The organism is Herbinix luporum (assembly GCF_900070325.1).
Classification (GTDB): Bacteria; Bacillota; Clostridia; order Lachnospirales; family Lachnospiraceae; genus Mobilitalea; species Mobilitalea luporum.
Window position 1 is genome coordinate 2,177,628 of the sequence record NZ_LN879430.1, and the last position, 21,779, is coordinate 2,199,406.

The window sequence follows — 21,779 nt, forward strand, 5'->3', positions numbered from 1 at the left end:
GCCTTATCTTGATATCTTGGATATCTTGTTTAACGACAGAGGTAGTGTACCCACAACTAGTCCTATAAAACTCATTAACATTAAAATGGCTCCAAGTCTAGTAATTGAGCATAATTCAATAGAAGCACACATCCCAAAACCTGACAAAGAGCCATAAAAAAAGCTGTGCACTATTTTACAAGTGCACAGCCCAAATTTTATTTAATAAAAACTATTTATTTTTTAGTGATGGTTAAACCAACTTTTACTTCGTGATTTATAAAAGCACCAGAAGCCTCATCAATAGTTTCTTTGATAGTTACAGTTCTTACGTTAAACTCATCAGCAGTACCTACTGCGACAACTTCGACAATATTGTCAGTAACGTCTTTTCCATTTAATGTGAACTTGAAGCATTCCTTAACAGCTGCGATCAAATTCGTATCTTCTTTGTTACTTGGATTAACTCCGTTCTGTTCAAATAAACGATTCTTAACTTCAGCTAATACTGGAGCAACTTGAGTATCGTCTACACTAAACTGTACAATATCTAAAACAACTTCTTTATTATCAAAAGCAGTAACTTTATAGCTACCTTTAGGAGCCTTCTCTATAGCTCCTCCTTCTCCAACTTTTACTAAGGTAAATTTGTTTTCACTAGAATCAAAGTTGTTTTCATCCCATTTGTCTTCAGGTGAATCAATCTTAAGAATGTAATCAGAACCACTGTTCAATACCCCTCTTGATACTTTAACACCATTGCTGTTATAACCGAATAATTCGATTCCAAGAGTTTTGTTGATTTCACCTTCTTTAACTTTAAGATCAACAAATGTATCTTCTAACTGAAGTTTGTAGTAAGCAACATTTGTATCTGTTTTACCATCTAGAACTTTTACTGTAACAACAGCTGCCTTCTTACCAACAGTAACTTTGTAATAATAAGTTCCTACTGCCATGTCTTTAGCTGAAAATTCAATTGTGTCACCTGTAGCGTTAGATTTTTCATCTGTTAAATCATCAGCAGGACTTCCACTCATCTTTTCAACTGAATATGTAAAGTCGTCTTTTTCCATCTTAGTTCCTAGTTGATCTTTAACAGAAATTTTCACTTCTGCCTTGTCGTCAACGTCTGGATTGTTAGATAATACAACATTGGTATTGCTTAAAGATAAAACACCTACAGTTCTCTCAGGATGTACAGTTATAGAAATTGCACCGATAGGAGTTTTTGAATCACCTTCACCATAGGATACAACTACTACAACATTACCTTCCTTAACAGGGAATAAATTACCCTTATTATCAACAATTAAAATATTCTTATCAGAGGATGTGAAATCGAACATTCCTTCTTCAGCAAAGCTATTAATAGTAGCTTCTTTTGAACCAGTCTTTGTATTAAACTGTACGAACAGTCTAACATTATTGTCATTAAGAGCAAGAACCTGATTTACATCCTTAAAAGTAGGTTCTGTTGTAGACTCATCAATGGTCTCAATGGTCCAAGCTTTTAATCCAGTAATATTTGTTGCATCTTTATCAACACCTATGATAATTGCTTCATCTTCTACTACACCAACTTCATTACCTTCAGAGTCATACTTATAAGTATGATAAGTAGCAGTAATAGTTGTTGAAGCATTTTTGCCAAATATAGTTAACTCATTAGTATCAGTATTAAAGTAAGTACCAGCGCCTTCAGAAGACTTCATGGTTACTCTATTTGCTAATTTATCTGTTGTAATATCAACACCATTAGCGTTGTATAACTTAAACTCTACCTTAGTAGCCTCGTTATATACAACTGTAGAAGTGGTAATATCTATCTTAGCTACATCTTCTTCATTTGTTGTAGCAGCAACGAAGCTTTCAGGCTCTAAATCAGTATACTTAACTACATAAGTAGCACCAGCTTTGAAAGGAACATATAATTGAACAGTAGCTGTCTTTTTATCATCACTCATGGTAACCTTTTTAACAAGCTGTTTAACTTCTGCTTTACCAATTAACTCGTATACTGATATATTCTTGTCAGCATCTGCCATAGCAGAATCAAATACTACGTCAACAGTTTCAAGATCTACCTGACTAACTTCTACAATAGAAGGAGCAACAGTGATCTTTACGGTATCTTCTGCTAATACATATTTAGCATATGTGTCAGCGTCTTTTTTCCAATCTTCATATTTAGCGTTGGACTGGAATGAACGAGCAGTGATTGTATACTCACCAGCTTCGTTAGCTACGAATACACCCTTTTCACTGATATTAGCCTTATCAGAGTCTACTGTCCATCTTGTGATAGCGGATGTCTCCTTTGTGCTTCCAGATACAGTTACAAAGCTTCTGTTAAAGTCATTCTCTTGGCCAACTGCAAGTTTGTTGCCCTCAGGAATGTTTGTGATTTTAACAGTTTTGATGTTATCTCTTACTGTTACTTTTGCGTAAAGTTTAGTAACAACTTCCTTGTTCTTATCTGTGATTGTAACAGTTACTGTTGTTTTACCAACGCCAGTTGCTCTAGTAACACCGTTCTTGGAGTTAACTACTGCAATATCTTCGTCAGCAGATTCCCAATAGTATTTCCAACCACTTTGTTTGTTGTTAATGTTGAAGTTGAACTTGTTTTTGCCTTCTACACCAAGATGTAAGTACTTGTTAGTAGAGTTAAGAGTAGGCTTCTTAGCAGCAGCGAATGCTCCTGCAGCAGGATAGAATACTGAAAGTACCATCGCTACTACAAGCACGAAAGACAACTTCTTGAAGAATTTGGTCTTCATATTTTTACTTCCTCCTTAAATATTATGTTTTAGTATTATATTTTTGCGTATCCTTACCTGATCCAGAAGTTTTTTGCCCCCACTGTTTTCAGTTAAGAAACGCATTAATATAATCATTCAGACAACAAGATGATTATAGCAATAAAGGAATTAAAGGTCAAGACTTTTTGTCTCTGTTTTTGGATAATTTACCAGTTTATGCCAATCTTCCTTTATTGTCAAAATCACCTGAGCCAGACGATTATATCCTAGTCAAATCTGCTATAGGGATAACCCCTTTCTCCTTACATCTCCCATATAGCAAGCTCCTTGAAAGCAGTTAAATTAGGATGTGACTTACCTGCCGGCATGGAGTATTGCTATAGGTTAATGCCTCATTGCTTTGACTATGGTTATATAATGCACTTTGTATGTGTCAAATTTATGTCATGGGTTTGTCATAATTAGTTTTTTTTCAATATTTCCTCAACTTCATTTTTCATCTCATCAATTTCACATACATTTTTATGCCTAATCTCTGCAGAATATAATTCCTCAATTGCCTTTGGTATTGCCACACCGGATAATTCTTTAAGTACTTTAGCCTGTTCATAATCATTCTCAGGTATAGGATCTTTTCCTAAGGCACTTAGAACACTTTCTGCAAACTTATAAGGACTGGCAGTTGAGACTATAACTGTTTTTGTCTTATCTCCTACTTCATCCTTGTACTTATTATAAACACTAGAAGCTACTGCTGTATGTGTATCTAAGACATATCCTGTTTCTTCATATATGTTAAGAATGGCGGACTTAGTTTCTTCTACTGTTGCATAGCCTCCGATAAAGTCTTCTAGATTCTTTTTCATATCTGATGTTATTTCATATCTTCCCTTACTGCTTAAGCTGTTCATTAAATCCTTGGTTTTATCCGTATCCTCTCCTGCAATATGATAAATCAGCCTCTCTAGATTACTGCTGATAAGTATGTCCATGGACGGAGATATGGTAAGGATAAATTCACGATTAGAATCGTATACACCTGTTTGAAAGAAATCAAACAGAACCTTATTGTCATTGGAAGCACAGATTAACTTTCCTATGGGAAGACCCATCTGCTTTGCATAATAAGCTGCAAGGATATTTCCGAAATTACCTGTAGGAACTACAAAATTGATTTTTTCCCCTTCCGATACTTCATTCCTTCTATATAATTCTACATAGGAATAAACATAATAAACTATCTGAGGAAGCAGCCGTCCTATATTGATAGAGTTGGCTGAAGAGAATCGGTATCCCGCTTTTTTTATTCTCTCTGCAAGTTCTTGGTCATTAAATATCTTCTTAACTCCGGTTTGAGCATCATCAAAGTTACCACGGATTCCAATTACATAGGTATTATCCCCTTTTTGGGTTACCATCTGCTTCTCCTGAACCTTGCTTACTCCATCTTTCGGATAAAAGACTATAATCTTAGTTCCCTCTACATCCGCAAATCCAGCCAGTGCTGCTTTTCCTGTATCCCCTGAAGTGGCCGTAAGAATTACAATCTCATCAGATATATTATTTTTTTTAGCCGCTTTAGTAAGAAGATGGGGCAGAATAGATAGAGCCATATCTTTAAATGCTATGGTAGCTCCATGGAATAATTCAAGATAATACATATTCCCAACTTTTTTTAGGGGAGCAATATCCGGTACGTCAAATTTTTCGTCATAAGCTTTGCTGATACAATCCTTTAATTCATCTTCCGTATAATCAGTCAAATATAGTCTTAGAACTTCATAAGCAATCTCAAGGTAATTCATCTTTGATAATTCATTCATGGATATGGTTAGCTTTGGAATAGCTTCCGGTACAAATAGTCCACCGTCCGGTGACAAGCCTTGAATAATTGCTTCAGATGCAGTTACTTTTATACTGCTATTTCTTGTACTATGATACATTAGATTCATAATCTTTTAATCCCCTTTATTTAGAAATGGTATTGATAAAAGCAGAATAATCCGCCTGTTAGGGCGGATTATATCATATCTCGAAATTAGATTCCAGTATTGTGTTAAATTTTTATAAAATCATCGAAATTATTTGTAAAATTCATGAACCCCATGCTTAAATAACCACTTTAGATTGTTATCAAACCACTTCACATTACTTTTCTTAGCAAGCTTTCTTGCCATAAAGTATAAGGCCCCTTGAGAATAATCTTCACCCTCTAAAGCTCTTTCTACTGCTTCTTTAGTTTCCTTTGTCACCTTAACCTTCCAAAATCTCTTATCGGCTATGGGAGAAAACTGATAGTCATCTCCAACCTTTTGGAATATAACATCCTTGATATTATCGGGAAACTTTTTGCTACACACTCTGTTAATTACAACATTGGCAACTAATATTTTTCCGATTATATCTTCTCCTGTTGCTTCTGCCTCAACAATCTGCTCCAACATCTCTATATCTTCTTCTGTAATCTTAATTTTAGTGACCTTGTTATTCTTCTTAAGAACCAGTTCACTAACTACTTCTTTCTCAGTTTTTTTCTCAGTCTTTTTTTCAGTCTTTTTCTCAGTATTTTTCTCAGTATCTTTCTCAGTATCTTTTTCAGTATCTTTTTCAACCTCTTCTACAATCGGTTCAGCTTCAGCTACTGAAAAACTTGAAATAGCCTTAGTTTCTTCCTTAAGAACTTTATTATCTTTCATCTGTTCAAACATAAGACTATACTCATTACTGCTCATGGCAAATCCTAAAAGCCAGTTGGTATCTTTAGAGCCCACAGCAGTTTGGGACCTTATGGGCAGATATTTCTGCAGATAGTCCATCCTATACTCTACTTTTAGGGTGTTTGCTTCATCAGTTTGTGCCTGTACTGCGTCTGCCTTGGATTTGATATCATAAAGAGCATCAGATCCAATGATCAACAGAAATACTGACAATACATAAGCTGCAAATACCATGCATATGCCATGATTATTTTCTCGCAGGCTTAACTTTTGAAGAAACTTATTTATGATTGTCATAATAATATCCTTTCTTCTTAAACCGAATTTTGTCATTACCAATATTTGTAAATATTGGTAATGCTAAACTGCATTATAGGTTTCTTAATTTTTTGTGTCAATAAGAAAAACCAAATTTCGTTAATTGATACTATTTTGATTTAGCATATTTTAACATTAACGGATAATCTTAACAATAGATTTTATAAAAGCTATTAAATCTTTGTTGATTATTTACAGACCAATTGTAACAATTTGTTAAGATTATATTAATGATTTTTAACCAACCAATGGTATTTTATTCATATTCTACAGAAATAGAATAATATTTTTGTAATAATCTGTTAGCCTTTTGCTAAAATTTGCAAATAATCGACTTATTTCCTCTATTGTCTTGCAGCCTATACTATATTTTGATATAGTAAATTATATTACAAATATATTATAAGAAAGTGGAGGCTATTATGTTACCAGGTGTTTATTACGCTAAGAAAAAAAGTGGAGAGCCATATTATAGGGCTTCAATTACCTTTAAGGGTAATCATATCAGCCTTGGCAGCTATGATACAGAAACAAAGGCTTCTAGTGCCTATAAACTTGCAGGGGAAGTACTTTATAGCACCCCTGATATATGGAATATAGATAATTACCCAAGCTCATGCCTGTTATCCTTTGATAAATGGGTCGTCTTAATTAACCTAAGAGATAATGGGATTTATTTTAAAAATCCTATCTATTTAAAAAAGAGTTACTTCTTATATTATCTAGACAAAGATCTAATTCTCAAATTCGATGTAGATGATTTATTTTACTATGCAAGACATAAGATATCCATGCGGGGCCAGCATCTATACACCTCTGAATATGGTATGCAAATAAATTTAAGATCCCGATATGGTATAAAAAATTATGCTGTAGAGGGAAGGGATTATCGCTTTATTAATGGTGATAATACGGACTTTCGTTATTCCAATATCGAGATTATTAATCCCTACCATGGTGTAAGCAAGTATATAAAAAATAATAAAACCATATATGAAGCTAAGATACATCTTAATGGAGACTATATAATAGGTAGATATGACACAGAGGAAGAGGCAGCTATAGCCTATAATAAGGCTGCTCAGATATTAAAAAATAAAGGTGTTTCTAAAAATTTTCCCGAGAATTATGTAGAAGGAATAGATGAGATAACCTATGCCGCCCTATATCAACGGATTAGAATATCAAAAAAGATTTTAAATTATATGTCCTCTTAGTTACCAATATGTTAATAATATTATATTTTCTTTAAATCTTCCAAATTCACTTTAAAAAAGTCTAGTTTCATGATATATTAATGCTATATTTTTCTTCTTCCGTTTTCATAATTTCACAAATTGAGCCGCAGGTACAAAATTCAGAAGTTTCTTTTAAAGAAACGCCCCCCTGTAAATGTACTTGCGGCTCAATTTGTTTTTCCTTTGATTTTACATTTACTTTTATCATCTTACATGTTAGAATACCTTTTGTGAGTAGCACAGATGGTCGCGCTTTTTTAAGTGAGGAAAGTCCGGGCTTCATAGGGCAGGGTGCCGGATAACGTCCGGTGGAGGCGACTCCAAGGCTAGTGCAACAGAAATAAACCGCCATGGCAAAGTTTCTTTGCTATGGTAAGGATGGAAAGGTGGTTTAAGAGACCACCGCCCTTCTGGTAACAGAAGGGGCAGATGTAAACCCCACCCGAAGTAAGGCCGAACAGAAAGCGATACGGTTGCCCGCCGTGCTTTCGGGTTGGCCGCGTAGTATCTGTGAAAGCGGATACTGGAGCCGTATGGTAACATACGGTCAAGATAGATGACCATCCGAGACAGAACCCGGCTTATAGTGCTGCTCATACTTTAAAGCAACTTCCACCTATAAATTCTTTTAATATAGAGTTTTTCGGTACAGCATCACTTGGTGCTCCTATAAAATAGTCTAAAAACTTCAGCAATCTTTTTGCTTCTAAATATTCTACACTATCCCTATCTACCCCAAATAAAATAGGTTCAGCATACTGCTTTAAGACAGCCAGCTCATAGATTAGAGCGGAATTGAACATTATATCTGCCTCCTCTTGGAATGGGAAGATATTCTCTTCTTCGCCCCTTCTTACAGATGGCCACATAGATATAGTTGTCTGGGCTGATGCCCCTCTAGTTCTTGCATCCCTAACCATTCTTCTAATCAGCCTGCCGTCGGTAGTGGGAATTCTGTTATGTTCATCAATATTTAACTGAGTTAGAGCACTGATATAAATTTTATACTTGCTTTCCCTAGGAAGGCAGTAGGATAGTTCATCATTAAGGCCATGTATACCCTCTATAACCAAAATTCCGTCTTTGCCTATATTCAGATAATTACCCTTATATTCTCTCTTGCCGGTTATAAAATTATATACAGGCAAATCCACTGATTTACCATTCATTAAGTCAGTCATATCCTTATTAAACTGTTCCAAATCAATAGCATGTAGGCTTTCAAAGTTTAAATTCCCATATTCATCTTTTGGGGTTTTATCTCTATTTACAAAATAGTTATCCACTGCAATGGGATAAGGCTTTAAGCCATGGGCTTTCAGTTGAATACTAAGCCTATGGGAAAATGTAGTCTTACCGGAAGAAGAAGGACCCGCTATCATAATAAATTTCTTATCTTTTGCCTTTTTAATAGCTTCAGCTATTTCACTGATTTTCTTTTCCTGTAGAGCCTCCTGTACTAAAACCAAATCATTAAACTTTCCTTGGGATATAAGGTCATTAAGAGCCCCTACATTATCAACTTCCATCATTTTAGCCCATTGATTAGATTCCTTTAAAGTAAGATAGAGTTTTTTCTTGGGTATAAAGGGTTCTACCGTTGTAGGATTTTTCATTCTTGGTAGTACTAAAACAAAACCATCCTCATAAAGCATCAAATCAAAATATTTAAGCATACCGGTACTTGGGGGCATATATCCATAATAATAATCTTCAAACCCATCTAGGTTATATATATTTGCCTTAGATACTCGGCGGTACTTAAATAACTTTTCCTTATCATACATCTTATAAAAAGCAAATAGGGATACGGCATCATCTGTACCTATGCTTCTTTTAAGAAAAGGTATGTCTTTATTAACCAGTTGCTTCATTCTGTCTTTTACCGCTTCGATTCGTTCTATGGTTAAGGGTAGACTACCTTCATAATCAAAATATAAGCTGTTTCCTAAAGAGTATTCTACAGAAACTTTCTTTACATTATCTTTACCAAACTCAGCATAAAAAGCCTTAAGTAAGACTAAAATCATACCTCTGGTATATGTCTTATGGCCGGCATCTTCATTGGTGGTAACAAAACTTACGGTACAATCCTTATCTACGGTCTTAAACAGTTCCCTAAGCTTTCCGTTAACAAAGGCAAGGATTATATCATAACTATATTCCTTCTGATATTCAGCCGCAATTTCTGATAATTTAGTGTTAATGGGGTATTCTTTAACTTCTTCACCAATCTTTACTTTAACTTTCATCCTTGTATCCAATTTCGCCCTCCTTATAATAATTAATAGCATTGTCAATCAGTCGGATAAAATTATTAATTTCAAACTGCCTTTGAATAGACTGCTTTGTCGGCAGAGATATTAGTTCTTTATATATATTTTCATACTGCTTTCTTTCTGCTTTTAAAAATTCCAATAAAACCGGATTTCTTTCCTCAAGAAGCAACCTTCCAAAATAAATATGTTCAGGCTTTATAAGCTGATAATCCTTATCCTTGAAATTCGGGGAGACTTTCCTTAACTTCATTACAACATAATATTTGCCTTCTTCTTTTAACATGCTTTCTTTTATAATAATATATCCTAATTCTTTTAAAGTTTTTCTAACTAAATGTATTTCAGATTGTGGTTGCAGTATCAACTCTTTAGCTGCTGATACTACATTAATGTTGCCGGTTAGTATTTGTATCATTAACCTGCCACCCATACCGGCAATCAGTATGGTATCTACCTCTCCGGCTTTTAGCTCCTTTATACCGTCAGATTTTCTGATTGTAATTTTATCTTCCACACCATACCTCTTAATATTTTCCTTTGCCCTATCAAGAGGTCCTTGGTTAATATCCATGGCCACCACAAAAGGAGATATTCTTTCTTTCACTAAATATATAGCTGTATATGCATGATCACATCCGATATCAGCCACCCGGCTACCGGGGGTTACCATGGATGCTACTGCTTCTAGTCTTTTTGAAAGTTGCATTTTTTCCTCTCCATTATTTCATTTTATGTCATTTTACCATATTATGCATTATTTTTCTATAGAACAATCTGTAAATTTATGTCAAATTTTATAAAACTAAAAAAGCTGTTTCGATATTACGAAACAGCCCTTTATTTTACTCTAGATAATCCTTAAGCTTCCTGCTTCTGCTGGGATGTCTTAGCTTACGCAGGGCTTTTGCCTCAATTTGACGAATTCTTTCCCTGGTAACATTAAATTCTTTTCCCACTTCCTCTAAGGTTCTTGCCCTTCCGTCATCTAATCCAAATCTAAGCCTTAAAACCTTCTGTTCTCTTTCGGTTAGGGTTCCTAAAACATCAACCAGCTGTTCCTTTAATAAGGTAAAAGCTGCTGCCTCAGCAGGGACCGGTACATTATCATCCTGAATAAAGTCTCCAAGATGGCTGTCCTCTTCTTCACCGATAGGTGTTTCAAGAGATACCGGCTCTTGAGATATTTTCTGAATTTCCCTTACCCTATCTACAGGTATATTCATAACATCTGAAATCTCCTCGGGGGTAGGTTCCCTGCCAAGCTCCTGCAAAAGCTGTCTTTGTACCCTTGTCAGTTTATTAATGGTTTCTACCATATGAACAGGAATACGGATTGTCCTAGCCTGATCCGCTATGGCTCTTGTAATAGCTTGTCTAATCCACCAGGTTGCATAGGTACTGAATTTAAAGCCTTTACGGTAATCAAATTTCTCCACAGCTTTTATAAGACCCAGATTACCTTCCTGAATTAAATCTAAAAATAACATTCCACGGCCAACATATCTCTTAGCAATACTGACTACCAGACGGAGATTTGCCTCAGCTAGCCTTTTTTTAGCCGCTTCATCTCCCTCTTCCATTCTTTTAGCCAGTTCACTTTCTTCCTCCGCAGTAAGTAAAGGAACTTTACCGATTTCCTTTAGATACATGCGGACCGGATCTTCTATATTTATGCCCTCTGGAATGGATAAATCTATGGGCTCAGTATCCTCTTCATCATCCGGTATGATGTCATCCTCATCATCCTCTGCGGCATCAGTTAACCGAAGAACATCCACATTATGCTTCTCCAGATAATCATATATTTTTTCTACTTTATGAGGATCTAAATCCATATCTGCAAAAAAATCATTTACTTCCTGATATTCCAAAACATTTTTCTTCTTTTTTGCAAAAGCCAATAATTCTTTTAATCTTTCTGTAAACTTAGCAATATTCTCGTCCATAGATAATCCTTCCTTCTTAAACTCTTTTATATTCTAACCATCATTTAATGAAATATGCAGTAATGCTATTTGCAGCAACTTTCTTACTTTAGAATTGCTGCTATATTCTTTTTAAGGTCTGCTTTCTCCATGATGATATTTTGCAATAATATAGTATCATTTGTTTCTATGGCTTTTAGACTCTGCTTGTCTAAACTTTCTTCCTTCAGAAGATATACCGTATCAAACAGTGCCTTCTGCCTTTCTGTCTCCTTAATCTCACCTAGTAGACCGGCGTTTAAAATAGCCGCCACCTGTGACTGTTGTGAAGAATCCTCAAAACAACTGATAATTTTAGCCGGTATAACCTTACCGCCCTTGTCATATTCTTCAAAAATTAATTTAGCTACTTCTGAATAAATACCATCTGAAAAATCCTCCGGCTTAATAAAGCCCTTTAACTTATCATAGATGGCGGCATCTTCCGCAAGCCATGTAATTAAAAGTTTCTGAGCCTTATCTATTCCGCCGTCACTGGTTTTTCTTTGCTTAGGCTGTGAATAAGTCTGCTTCTTATTATAAGAGCCTTGTAAAACAGATTGAGAGCCCAGCTTATTTACAAGTCTATACAATAACATAGCATCAATTTGATAAGTCTTTGCCAGAGCCTCCAGATAGAAATTCCTTTCCAATTCCTCAGAAAAATTCAAGAGTTTTTTTGCCAGCTCATTAAAGAACTTGGTTTTCTCCTCCGGATCCTCTAAATTATAGCTACTTTCAAGTATATCAACTTCAAAGAAAAAGCTATTCTTGGCTTCTTCAATCCTTTTCTTGTATTCATTAGGTCCTAAAGACTTAATAAAATCATCGGGATCCTTAAAGGGATCCATATTGACCACTTTAACAGTTAAGCCTGCATTCCTTAAAATCGGTATAGCCCGAAGTGCTGCCTGGGTCCCTGCTTCATCACTATCAAAGGTTAAAACAACTTCCCTTGTATATCGTTTTAATAAATTAGCATGATATTCTGTAAATGCCGTACCAAGAGCAGCAACAGCATTAGTAAATCCCGCCTGATGTAAAGCTATAACATCCATATAGCCTTCACAAATAAGGTAATAAGATTCCCTTGATCTTCTGGCTATATTTAATCCATACAAAATCCTGCTTTTGTCAAATATATCTGTCTCCGGTGAATTAAGATATTTGGGCATACCATCCCCCATAACTCGTCCACCGAAACCAACTACCTTATTATTGGCATCCATAATAGGAAATATAATCCTATCCCAGAACTTATCATGACCACCCCGTACCTCATCAAATGATACCAGGCCCGATTGTTTGAGAATATTATCCTCATACTGTAGGCTCTTTAAATATTTATAAAGATCATCACTATAGCGATTAGCATAACCTAGACCAAATGACTTTATGGTCTCCTCACTTAAGCCTCGATCAAGCAGATACTGTCTGGCAGCTTGTCCTCTATTGGATTTTAATTGATAATAATAATACTTGGCAGCTTCTTTATTTATTTCTAAGAGTCTGTTTTTTATATCCATCCTGCGTTTTTGACTTGCAGAATACTCCTGCTCGGGCAGATTAACCCCTGCCCTTTCTGCCAAATATTTTAATGCCTCTACAAATGTATAATTCTCGTATTCCATAATAAAGGTATAAACATTGCCTCCGACCCCGCAACCAAAGCAGTGATACATCTGTTTAGATTGACTGACACTAAAAGATGGGGTCTTTTCATTATGGAAAGGACATAATCCCAAATAGTTATTACCTGACTTCTTTAAATTTATGTAGGAGCCTATTACACCAATAATATCGTTCCTTATTCGGACTTCTTCTATTATTTCATCCGGATAATACATGCTTTACTCCTCCCATCTTACCACATTAATAAACACTCCAAGCTGATGGGATCATGAGTTCTTTAAACTTTGCTACTGCATATCTATCTGTCATACCTGCAATATAATCACATACCACCTGTTTGGGAGCTTCATCTAACTTTTCTATCCGTATATAATACTCTTGTGGTAACTGTTCTAGATGATTAGTATAGTACATAAACAACTGTTCCAGTAAGCGTTCTGCCTGTTCTTCTTGGCTTTTAGCTTTCTTATTAAGATAAACATTATTAAACATAAATTCCCGAAGACTATACATTGCCTTCTCAATATCAGGGGACATAATAATATCATTTTTACCTTCACTGTTTGTTATTATGTCATTAATTAAGGTATTTAACCTATCAGCTAGATTGTTACCAAGGATTTCTTTATATTCCTTAGGTATATCCTCCTCCCTGATAATTCCACCACGGATAGCATCATCCGTATCATGGTGGATATATGCGATTTTATCACTTAATTTAACCACCTTTCCTTCTAAGGTAGAAGGTATGGTTGACATCTGGTGATTGCGAATACCATCTCTTACTTCCTTGGTAAGATTTAGTCCCTTTCCATGATTCTCAAACCGTTCCACTACACGGATACTATGTATATGATGTTTGAAGCCTCCGGGACATATTCTATTAAGGGCTCTCTCCCCTGCATGTCCAAAAGGAGTATGTCCAAGATCATGGCCTAGGGCTATAGCTTCCGTAAGATCTTCATTTAATCTTAAAGCTTTGGCTATAGTTCTTGCTATCTGGGCTACTTCTAATGTATGGGTAAGTCTAGTCCTGTAGTGGTCACCTTCAGGGGCAAGAAAAACCTGAGTCTTGTGCTTTAATCTTCTAAATGCCTTAGAATGCAGTATCCTATCCCTGTCCCTTTGATAAACCGGTCGGATATTACAAGGTTCCTCCTCATAATCCCTTCCCTGAGACTGATCTGAGAATGCTGCATATGGACTTAATATCTCATGTTCCCTAAGTTCAAGCTTCTGTCTGATAGTTAAGTTGTTATCCATTGAATCCTCCTTACTATCACAAAAAGCATATAAATGTGATATCAACTAAAATTAAAGCCTATACTACTATTATTCTACAAAGACTTACGATTTCCTTTTATAAATTATAAATTTGTATAATATTCATAAATAAAGCCATAAAATTCACCTGATTATTGACCATGTAAATAAGCCGGAAGTATTTATATCCGACTTAATTTATCTATTCATTATTAATTGTATCTTTCCTAATGGAATATACGCAGCCACAATAATCCTGGCGATATAGGCCATATTCCTTAGAAAGTTCAATGGAACGTTTGTATCCGTTTCGCTTCTTAAAATCAGAAGGTAGAAATGAAACTCCATATAAAGCAGCTACTTCTTCACCTATTTCATTAAGTTTTGCCGCATTCTTATGGGGACTGATGGTTAAAGTTGTTGTAAAATACTCATATCCCCCTTCCTTAGCTGCCTTGGCTGCCTCCTTAAGTCTCATACCATAACAAATAAAGCATCTGTCACCGCCTTCAGGATCTTTTTCATGACCTTTTACTAAATCATAATATTTCCTAGGCTCATAATCCCCCTCTACAAATAGAACCGAATTTTTTAAGTTCATAGCCCTAATTAGGTCTTCCTGTTCCTTGACTCTCCTTCTATATTCATCCTCAGGGTATATATTAGGATTATAGTAAAATATAGTTATAGCAAAATAATTAGACAGATATTCTAAGACATAACTGCTGCAAGGGGCACAGCAACTATGTATCAGAAGTTTAGGCAAGTTCTTGCTTGGTGAAGAATTAATTTTATTTATTATTTTATCTAGCTCCAATTGATAGTTCATATATTTACTCCTATACTAATTTCAACCTTTTAGTTACTACTAATTATAAGGGCCAATTAGCATTAAAGTTTAACATAAAATCCTCCTATTAACAATTCTTTTATTTTAAAAATTTCAAGAATTAATAGGAGGCAGTTTAATTACTTATTATTAATATACTGATTTAAAAATTCAAACAGCTTATCCATCTGTTCTTTTGAACCTATAGTGACTCTAAGATAATTACTAATTCTGGGTAAATCAAAATATCTTACATAAATATTATTTTCTTTTAAAACTTCATACAACTTTTTTGCAGGAATTGTTTTATGGGTAACAAATAAAAAGTTGGCCCCTGAAGCCGGAAAATCAAATCCCAGTTCTTTCAAGGACTTCTCAGCTTCTTTTCTGATTTCAATAAGCTTATTTATTCCTTCTTTAAAATACTGTTTATCTTTAATGGCTTCAACTCCAGCTAAAATTGCAGCCTGATTTAAGGTATAGGAATTAAAGGAGTATTTTACATCATTTAAAGCCTTAATAAGCTTTTTATTTCCCATAGCAAATCCTATCCTCATTCCTGCCATTGACCTTGATTTTGAAAAGGTCTGTACAACCAGGAGATTATCGTATTTGTCTATTAAGGAAAGTGCTGACTCCCCTGCAAAATCAATATAGGCCTCATCAATAATCACTACAGAATTTGTATTATGGGCCACTATATCTTCAATAGTAGATATACTTTCATATATGGATGTAGGAGCATTGGGATTAGCTATTATAATCCCTCCGTTATCCTTATAATAATCCTCTTTAACAAGCCTAAATTCTTCATCTAAGGCCGGTGTTTCATAGGGTATCCTATACAAATCACACCAGACAGGATAGAAAGAGTATGTTATATCAGGAAAAAGAATCGGCTTATCAGAATTAAAAAAAGTTAAATATGCCATGGCCAGTACATCATCTGAACCAACCCCCACAAAGACCTGTTCTTTTTCCACTTGATAAAACTTAGCTATTTCCTCTACTAAAAGTCCTATGGTGGGATCCGGATAAAGCCTTAAGCTATCGGTATCCATATTTTTTAATACCTTTTCTACTCCCGGTGCAGGAGGAAAGGGATTCTCATTGGTATTTAGCTTTATTACATCTTTTTCTCTGGGCTGTTCCCCGGGAACATAAGGTACTACACTCCTAATATTTTTTTCCCAGGGCCTTATATACTCTTCCCTCAAAATATTACCTCCCATATTCCTTAGCAAGCTTCTCAAAGCCGGGCAAGGCCCTTTTAATCATTTCATAATCAACACAATAAGCAATTCTTACATATCCGGGACAACCAAAGGCAGATCCGGGAACTATTAATATATTATGCTTTTTTGCCTCCTGGGCAAATTTCTTGTCATCCTGCTCTAAGGCCTTTACAAAGAGATAAAATGCACCCTGTGGTTTTACACATTCATATCCATAGGATACTAAATTGTTATATAAAAGCTCCCTGTTACGGTTATATATTTCCACATCTACTTTTGCCTCAAGGCATTTGGCAACTGCTCTTTGTATAAGGGAGGGAGCGTTTACAAAGCCAAGTATACGGGTTGCCACATTGGCTGCAGCCACCAAGTCTTCATATATATCTACTTCACCTGGAATAACCAAGTAACCTATTCTTTCACCGGGAAGAGACAGGGACTTACTATATGAATATCCCACAATAGTATTATCATAGTATTTAGTCAGATAAGGTACCTCTAAATCATCATATACCAATTCCCTATAGGGCTCATCTGAAATCAGATAAATAGACTTATTATATTCCTGCTGCTTCCTATTTAATATCTTGGCTAACTTACAGATAGTGTCTTCAGAATATACCACTCCCGTAGGATTATTGGGAGAATTTATAATAACAGCCTTGGTCTTTGCTGTAATACTTTTTTCAAACTCCTCCAGGTCTGGCTGGAAAGTTTCACAATTTGGCGGCACTATTACTAAGTGTCCGTCATAATTGCTGACATAATTACGGTATTCACCAAAAAACGGTGCAAAAGTTATTACCTCATCACCGGGATTTAATAAGGATTTTAAGATTACATTTAGTCCTCCCGCTGCACCCACTGTCATAATGATATTTTCTAAGCCAAAGTTTGTATCAAATCTTTTATTAAGGGATAAGGCGATTTTTTCCCTTACATCTTCGTAGCCGGAATTGTTCATATAACCATGAACCATATTGGGATTTTCCTCATTTAAGACCTCTATCAGGGCCTCCTTAATCTCTGACGGAGGCTCTACACTGGGATTTCCCAAACTAAAATCATAAACATTTTCTGCACCATAAATCTCTGCCAGCCTTTTTCCCTCTTCAAACATGGCACGGATTGCAGAACTTGAATTAACAAATGCTTTCATTTTATCAGATATCATACATATCCCCCTCTCTATACAAATAGTTTATAATCAGATTAGCATATTTGTAAGTTAATGGCAACTAGCGGAATCTAATATCAATATAGGACTTTACAATTTCTACGCACTTATCAAAGCCCAGCTGGCTGCTATTTAAACACAAATCATAATTCTTTGCATCTTCCCAATTTCGACCGGTATAATATTTGTAATATTCGGCCCTGTGCTTATCAATAGAAGTAATTTGCTTTTCGATTTCTTTTTCCGATTTTCCAGTCATTTCCTTAAGGGTTTTTATGCAGTCTTTAATAGGTGCATGAACAAAGACCTTAACCACATTATCATAATCCTTAAGTATATAGTCCGCAGCCCGGCCAACTATCACGCAGGATTCTTCCTGTGCCAGTTCCTTAATAATTTTTGCCTGATAGTTAAACAGATTGTCATTGGAAACAAAATCATCGCTGTCCGGGGGAATTAACTCACCCTTATATGCTTTTCTTGCAATCCTAAAAAGAGGGGTCTTTCTTAACTTCTCATCAGCCCTGGCAAATAACTCCTCATTAATACCACTGTCATCTGAGGCCAACCGTAAAAGCTCACGATCATAATAGGCTATGTTTAGTTCCTTAGCCAGCATCTTGCCGATAGTTCTTCCTCCACTGCCATATCCTCTTGCAATTGTAATTACATATTTGCTCATAGATTTCACCTTCCTATTATTCACCTAAATATGCTTTTTTTACTGACTCATCATTCATCAGTACCTTGGCATCGCCCTCTAATACGATATTGCCGGTCTCAAGTACATATGCACGATGGGCAATAGATAAGGCTTTTTTTGCATTTTGTTCTACTAAAAGGACAGTGGTACCGCTTTTGTTAATACTTTTAATAATATCAAATACCTCTTCAACTAAAATAGGAGATAGTCCCATAGAAGGTTCATCTAAAAGTATTATCTTTGGTTTTGACATAAGAGCTCTTCCCATGGCAAGCATCTGCTGTTCACCGCCACTTAAGGTACCGGCCATCTGACTTTTACGTTCCTTTAATCTTGGAAATCTTTTAAATACCTGCTCTAGGGTTTCTTCTATCTCCCCCTTATCGCTTCTTGTATATGCTCCTAAGAGCAGATTTTCATATACTGAAAGCTGGGCAAAAACCCTTCTTCCTTCAGGTACATGGGCTAGGCCCAAGGAAACTATTTTATGGGCAGGAATCTTTTGCAGGTCCACTCCATTATAAAGCACCTCACCTTGTTTAGCTGATATTAAGCCTGAAACCGTATGCAAAATTGTAGTCTTACCTGCTCCGTTTGCACCAATCAGTGCAATAATTTCTCCTTCCTCTACCTTAAAGGAGACCTTTTTAATAGCTTGTATGACTCCATAATATACCTGTAAATTCTTAACTTCTAACATTATATTTCTCCTTCGCACAATAGAAGATTTTCTCTGCTTTATTATTCACCTAGATAAGCTTTGATTACCTCCGGATTATTAAGAACATCTTGGGGAAGTCCATTGGCCAGTTCCGTACCGAAATTAAGTACAAATATTTTCTCACAGATTCCGGCTACCAATTTCATATCATGTTCAATAAGTAATATAGTTACATCGTATTTCTTCCTTATAAGAGTAATTGTCTCCATAAGTTCATCGGTCTCAGCGGGATTCATACCTGCTGCCGGCTCATCCAGTAGAAGAAGTTTAGGAGAGGTAGCCAAAGCCCTGGCAATTTCCAGCTTTCTTTGCTTACCATAAGGAAGGTTAGCCGACAAAACATTAGCTTCCTCCTTAAGGCCAAAAACCTCAAGGATTTCATAAGCTCGCTCATTCATAGCTTTTTCTGTCTTATAATATTTTGGCAATCTTAATATACCTGCTATGGAAGAATACTTATAGTCATTATGAAGGCCCACCTTCACATTATCCAGTACCGATAAATTATTAAATAATCTAATATTCTGAAAGGTCCTTGCAATACCTGCCTTATTAATCTCAATGGCACTGCGGCCTGTTATATTTTCACCGTCCAAAATAATCTGACCCATATCCGGTTTATACACACCTGTAAGAAGATTAAATACGGTGGTTTTACCGGCACCGTTTGGCCCGATTAGTCCATATAACTCCCCTTTGTTAACAGTGATACTAAAGGAATCAACTGCGTGTAAACCTCCAAAGGAGATGCCTAGATTTTTTACCGATAACATTTCCATGGTTTACACCTCCTTCTTAGTTTTTCTAAACACAGAACCTAAAAGATTTTTAAAAGAAAATTTCTTTCGCCACTCTATACACGCCGGTGCCCAGTTAAACAACATCATTATGATTAATACTATGGCATATATCAACATACGATAATCCCTTAAAAATCTTAGATACTCCGGAAGCAAGGTAAGCAAAATAGCTGCAAAAATTGATCCACGGAGATTACCCATGCCTCCTAAAACAACAAATACTAAAATCATAATTGACATATTATATCCGAACTTAGATGATTGTACCGATGAAATATTGTGGGAATATAAAACTCCGGCTACTCCTGCCAAAGCTGCAGATATTGAAAAGGCCAAAATTTTATATTTAGTAATATTAATACCTACAGATTCCGCAGCAATATGGTTATCCCTTATGGACATAATTGCTCGTCCCGAACGGGAATTAACCAGATTAACGATAATAAGATAGCTTATAATTAGTAAGATAACTCCGATTGTAAAAGTTGCATCCCTAGGGGTACCGGATATACCCTGGGCTCCTTTAACAATAACCACACCACTCTCATCTAGATTAAGGGACATGGCATCTTCTGCTGAAATATGAATTCCTCTTTTATCGTAACCTACATATAATACATTAAGAACATTCTTGATAATTTCTCCAAATGCCAAAGTAACAATTGCAAGATAATCACCCCGAAGTCTTAAAACTGCAACACCTATAATAACACCAAATAATCCGGCAAAGGCAGCACCGATTAAAATAGCCAGTGTAAAACGAATAAAGGTATTATCTATGGTATTAACCATGGATTTTGAAAAAAAGGCTCCTGCAAATGCACCGATACACATAAATCCCGCATGTCCAAGACTTAAATGGCCCAAAATCCCTACTGTTAAATTTAAGGATATAGCCATAATAGAGTAGTAACATAAGGAAACTAATAGATTCTGTAGAAGATTGGACATATTACCTGTTACAATCATGGACTGACATATTGCATATGCAATTACTATGAGTCCGATGGTAACCATATTATTACGGGTAGATTTATTTATTTTAAGTATATTCTTTTTCATAATTTACCCCCTACACTTTCTCTTGTATCTTTTTGCCAAGTATTCCTGTGGGCTTTACTAAAAGCACTATAATAAGTACCAGAAATACAATGGCATCGCCTAACTGTGTAGAGATATATGCCTTGCTTAATATCTCAATAATTCCAAGAAGGATTCCCCCAATCATAGCACCGGGTATAGAGCCTATTCCTCCAAATACCGCCGCTATAAATGCCTTAATTCCAGGCATTGCTCCTGAGGTAGAAGATAAATTAGTATATGTTGAAAACATTAAGGCACTTGCTATGGCAGCAAGGGCTGAACCTATGGCAAAAGTAATAGCTATGGTTTTGTTAACATTAACTCCCATAAGAACAGCCGCTTCTTTATCCTCAGATACAGCAACCATGGCCCGACCTGTTTTTGATTTCTTAATAAATATAGTTAGTGCAATCATAATAATAATACATACCGGTATAGTTACCAAGGTCTCCCCGGATATGGGAATCCTACCCCCAGCCAGTGATATTGCCGGCACAGGAATTACTGAAGTGAATGATTTTGATCCCGCTCCAAAAATCAGTAAGGCAAGATTTTGAAGAAGATAACTGACACCGATAGCTGTAATTAAGACAGCTAATGATGGAGCCTTTCTTAGCGGTTTATAAGCAACACGTTCAATAGTAACTCCTAAAACAGTACATAAAACTATTGCAATCAAGACCGCAAGAACCGGACTTAGCCCCAAGGAACTCATAAGAGTGAATATAATAAATCCTCCTACCATAATTACATCACCATGGGCAAAGTTAAGCATTTTAGCAATTCCATATACCATTGTATAGCCCAGGGCAATCATTGCATATACGCTCCCTAAGCTTATTCCATTAATTAAATAAGTTATAAAGCTCATATTTACCCCCGTTAGCATGTTTACCATGCATTTTGTCTAATTTGTTTGTTACAATATTTTAACATAGGAAGACTCTTCATACAAATTTTATACAATTTATATGCAAATTAACCATTAATTAGTAATTTTGTCTATTAATATAAGAAACATACAGTAGGAATTATCTCCTATCTGTATGTTTCAAATCCTAATCTAAATTAATTTT

The 21,779-nt window shown here is 35.6% G+C and carries 17 protein-coding genes and 1 other RNA gene; 2 read left to right on the plus strand and 16 right to left on the minus strand.

Going from position 1 to position 21,779, the window contains the following annotated elements; all coding sequences use genetic code 11:
* Positions 1-215 precede the first annotated feature (215 nt).
* The 3 genes from SD1D_RS10045 to SD1D_RS10055 form a co-directional block, all read right to left on the minus strand.
* Positions 216-2,762, minus strand: coding sequence for a membrane protein insertase YidC (locus SD1D_RS10045; protein ID WP_058258790.1), 2,547 nt, complete (start codon positions 2,760-2,762; stop codon positions 216-218).
* Between the two features lie 443 nt (positions 2,763-3,205).
* Entirely contained in the window at positions 3,206-4,696 is a 1,491-nt protein-coding gene (gene thrC, locus SD1D_RS10050) for a threonine synthase (RefSeq protein ID WP_058258791.1), read from the minus strand.
* A 129-nt stretch (positions 4,697-4,825) separates the two neighbouring features.
* Positions 4,826-5,758 (minus strand): cell wall hydrolase, encoded by a 933-nt coding sequence (locus tag SD1D_RS10055; protein ID WP_058258792.1) that lies wholly within the window; start codon positions 5,756-5,758, stop codon positions 4,826-4,828.
* Positions 5,759-6,201: 443 nt separating this feature from the next.
* On the opposite strand from SD1D_RS10055, the gene SD1D_RS10060 reads away from it, so the two are divergent.
* The gene (locus SD1D_RS10060; RefSeq protein WP_058258793.1) at positions 6,202-6,996 is read left to right on the plus strand and encodes an AP2/ERF family transcription factor; all 795 of its coding nucleotides are present in this window, start codon (positions 6,202-6,204) and stop codon (positions 6,994-6,996) included.
* Positions 6,997-7,248: 252 nt separating this feature from the next.
* Positions 7,249-7,617, plus strand: an RNA gene (rnpB, locus tag SD1D_RS10065) — RNase P RNA component class A.
* Here the strand turns inward: rnpB and SD1D_RS10070 are convergent.
* The 13 genes from SD1D_RS10070 to SD1D_RS10130 form a co-directional block, all read right to left on the minus strand.
* Positions 7,611-9,269 (minus strand): nucleoside kinase, encoded by a 1,659-nt coding sequence (locus SD1D_RS10070; RefSeq protein WP_058259254.1) that lies wholly within the window; start codon positions 9,267-9,269, stop codon positions 7,611-7,613. The genes rnpB and SD1D_RS10070 overlap by 7 nt on opposite strands.
* Positions 9,259-10,002, minus strand: coding sequence for a tRNA (adenine(22)-N(1))-methyltransferase (locus SD1D_RS10075; RefSeq protein ID WP_058258795.1), 744 nt, complete (start codon positions 10,000-10,002; stop codon positions 9,259-9,261). Before SD1D_RS10075 ends, SD1D_RS10070 begins: the two co-directional genes overlap by 11 nt.
* Before the next feature lie 136 nt (positions 10,003-10,138).
* Positions 10,139-11,242 carry an RNA polymerase sigma factor RpoD gene (gene rpoD / locus SD1D_RS10080; RefSeq protein ID WP_058258796.1) on the minus strand — a complete coding sequence of 368 codons (1,104 nt, stop codon included), beginning with the start codon at positions 11,240-11,242 and terminating at the stop codon, positions 10,139-10,141.
* Positions 11,243-11,325: 83 nt separating this feature from the next.
* Positions 11,326-13,107 carry a DNA primase gene (gene dnaG / locus SD1D_RS10085; RefSeq protein WP_058258797.1) on the minus strand — a complete coding sequence of 594 codons (1,782 nt, stop codon included), beginning with the start codon at positions 13,105-13,107 and terminating at the stop codon, positions 11,326-11,328.
* Between the two features lie 25 nt (positions 13,108-13,132).
* Positions 13,133-14,155, minus strand: a complete 1,023-nt coding sequence (locus SD1D_RS10090; protein WP_058258798.1) for a deoxyguanosinetriphosphate triphosphohydrolase — start codon at positions 14,153-14,155, stop codon at positions 13,133-13,135.
* Positions 14,156-14,357: 202 nt separating this feature from the next.
* The gene (locus SD1D_RS10095; RefSeq protein WP_058258799.1) at positions 14,358-14,984 is read right to left on the minus strand and encodes an epoxyqueuosine reductase QueH; all 627 of its coding nucleotides are present in this window, start codon (positions 14,982-14,984) and stop codon (positions 14,358-14,360) included.
* Between the two features lie 140 nt (positions 14,985-15,124).
* A complete protein-coding gene (locus SD1D_RS10100; protein WP_058258800.1) occupies positions 15,125-16,216 on the minus strand; it encodes a pyridoxal phosphate-dependent aminotransferase in 1,092 nt (363 codons plus the stop codon).
* A complete protein-coding gene (locus SD1D_RS10105; protein WP_058258801.1) occupies positions 16,206-17,393 on the minus strand; it encodes a pyridoxal phosphate-dependent aminotransferase in 1,188 nt (395 codons plus the stop codon). Before SD1D_RS10105 ends, SD1D_RS10100 begins: the two co-directional genes overlap by 11 nt.
* Positions 17,394-17,457: 64 nt before the next feature.
* Positions 17,458-18,078 (minus strand): cytidylate kinase-like family protein, encoded by a 621-nt coding sequence (locus SD1D_RS10110; RefSeq protein WP_058258802.1) that lies wholly within the window; start codon positions 18,076-18,078, stop codon positions 17,458-17,460.
* A gap of 16 nt (positions 18,079-18,094) precedes the next feature.
* Entirely contained in the window at positions 18,095-18,799 is a 705-nt protein-coding gene (locus SD1D_RS10115; RefSeq protein WP_058258803.1) for an ABC transporter ATP-binding protein, read from the minus strand.
* 41 nt (positions 18,800-18,840) lie between these two features.
* Positions 18,841-19,599: an ABC transporter ATP-binding protein gene (locus SD1D_RS10120; protein ID WP_058258804.1), complete on the minus strand. Its 759-nt coding sequence runs from the start codon at positions 19,597-19,599 to the stop codon at positions 18,841-18,843.
* Positions 19,600-19,602: 3 nt separating this feature from the next.
* The gene (locus tag SD1D_RS10125; protein WP_058258805.1) at positions 19,603-20,682 is read right to left on the minus strand and encodes a branched-chain amino acid ABC transporter permease; all 1,080 of its coding nucleotides are present in this window, start codon (positions 20,680-20,682) and stop codon (positions 19,603-19,605) included.
* A 10-nt stretch (positions 20,683-20,692) separates the two neighbouring features.
* Positions 20,693-21,574, minus strand: coding sequence for a branched-chain amino acid ABC transporter permease (locus SD1D_RS10130; RefSeq protein ID WP_058258806.1), 882 nt, complete (start codon positions 21,572-21,574; stop codon positions 20,693-20,695).
* Between the last annotated feature and the right edge of the window lie 205 nt (positions 21,575-21,779).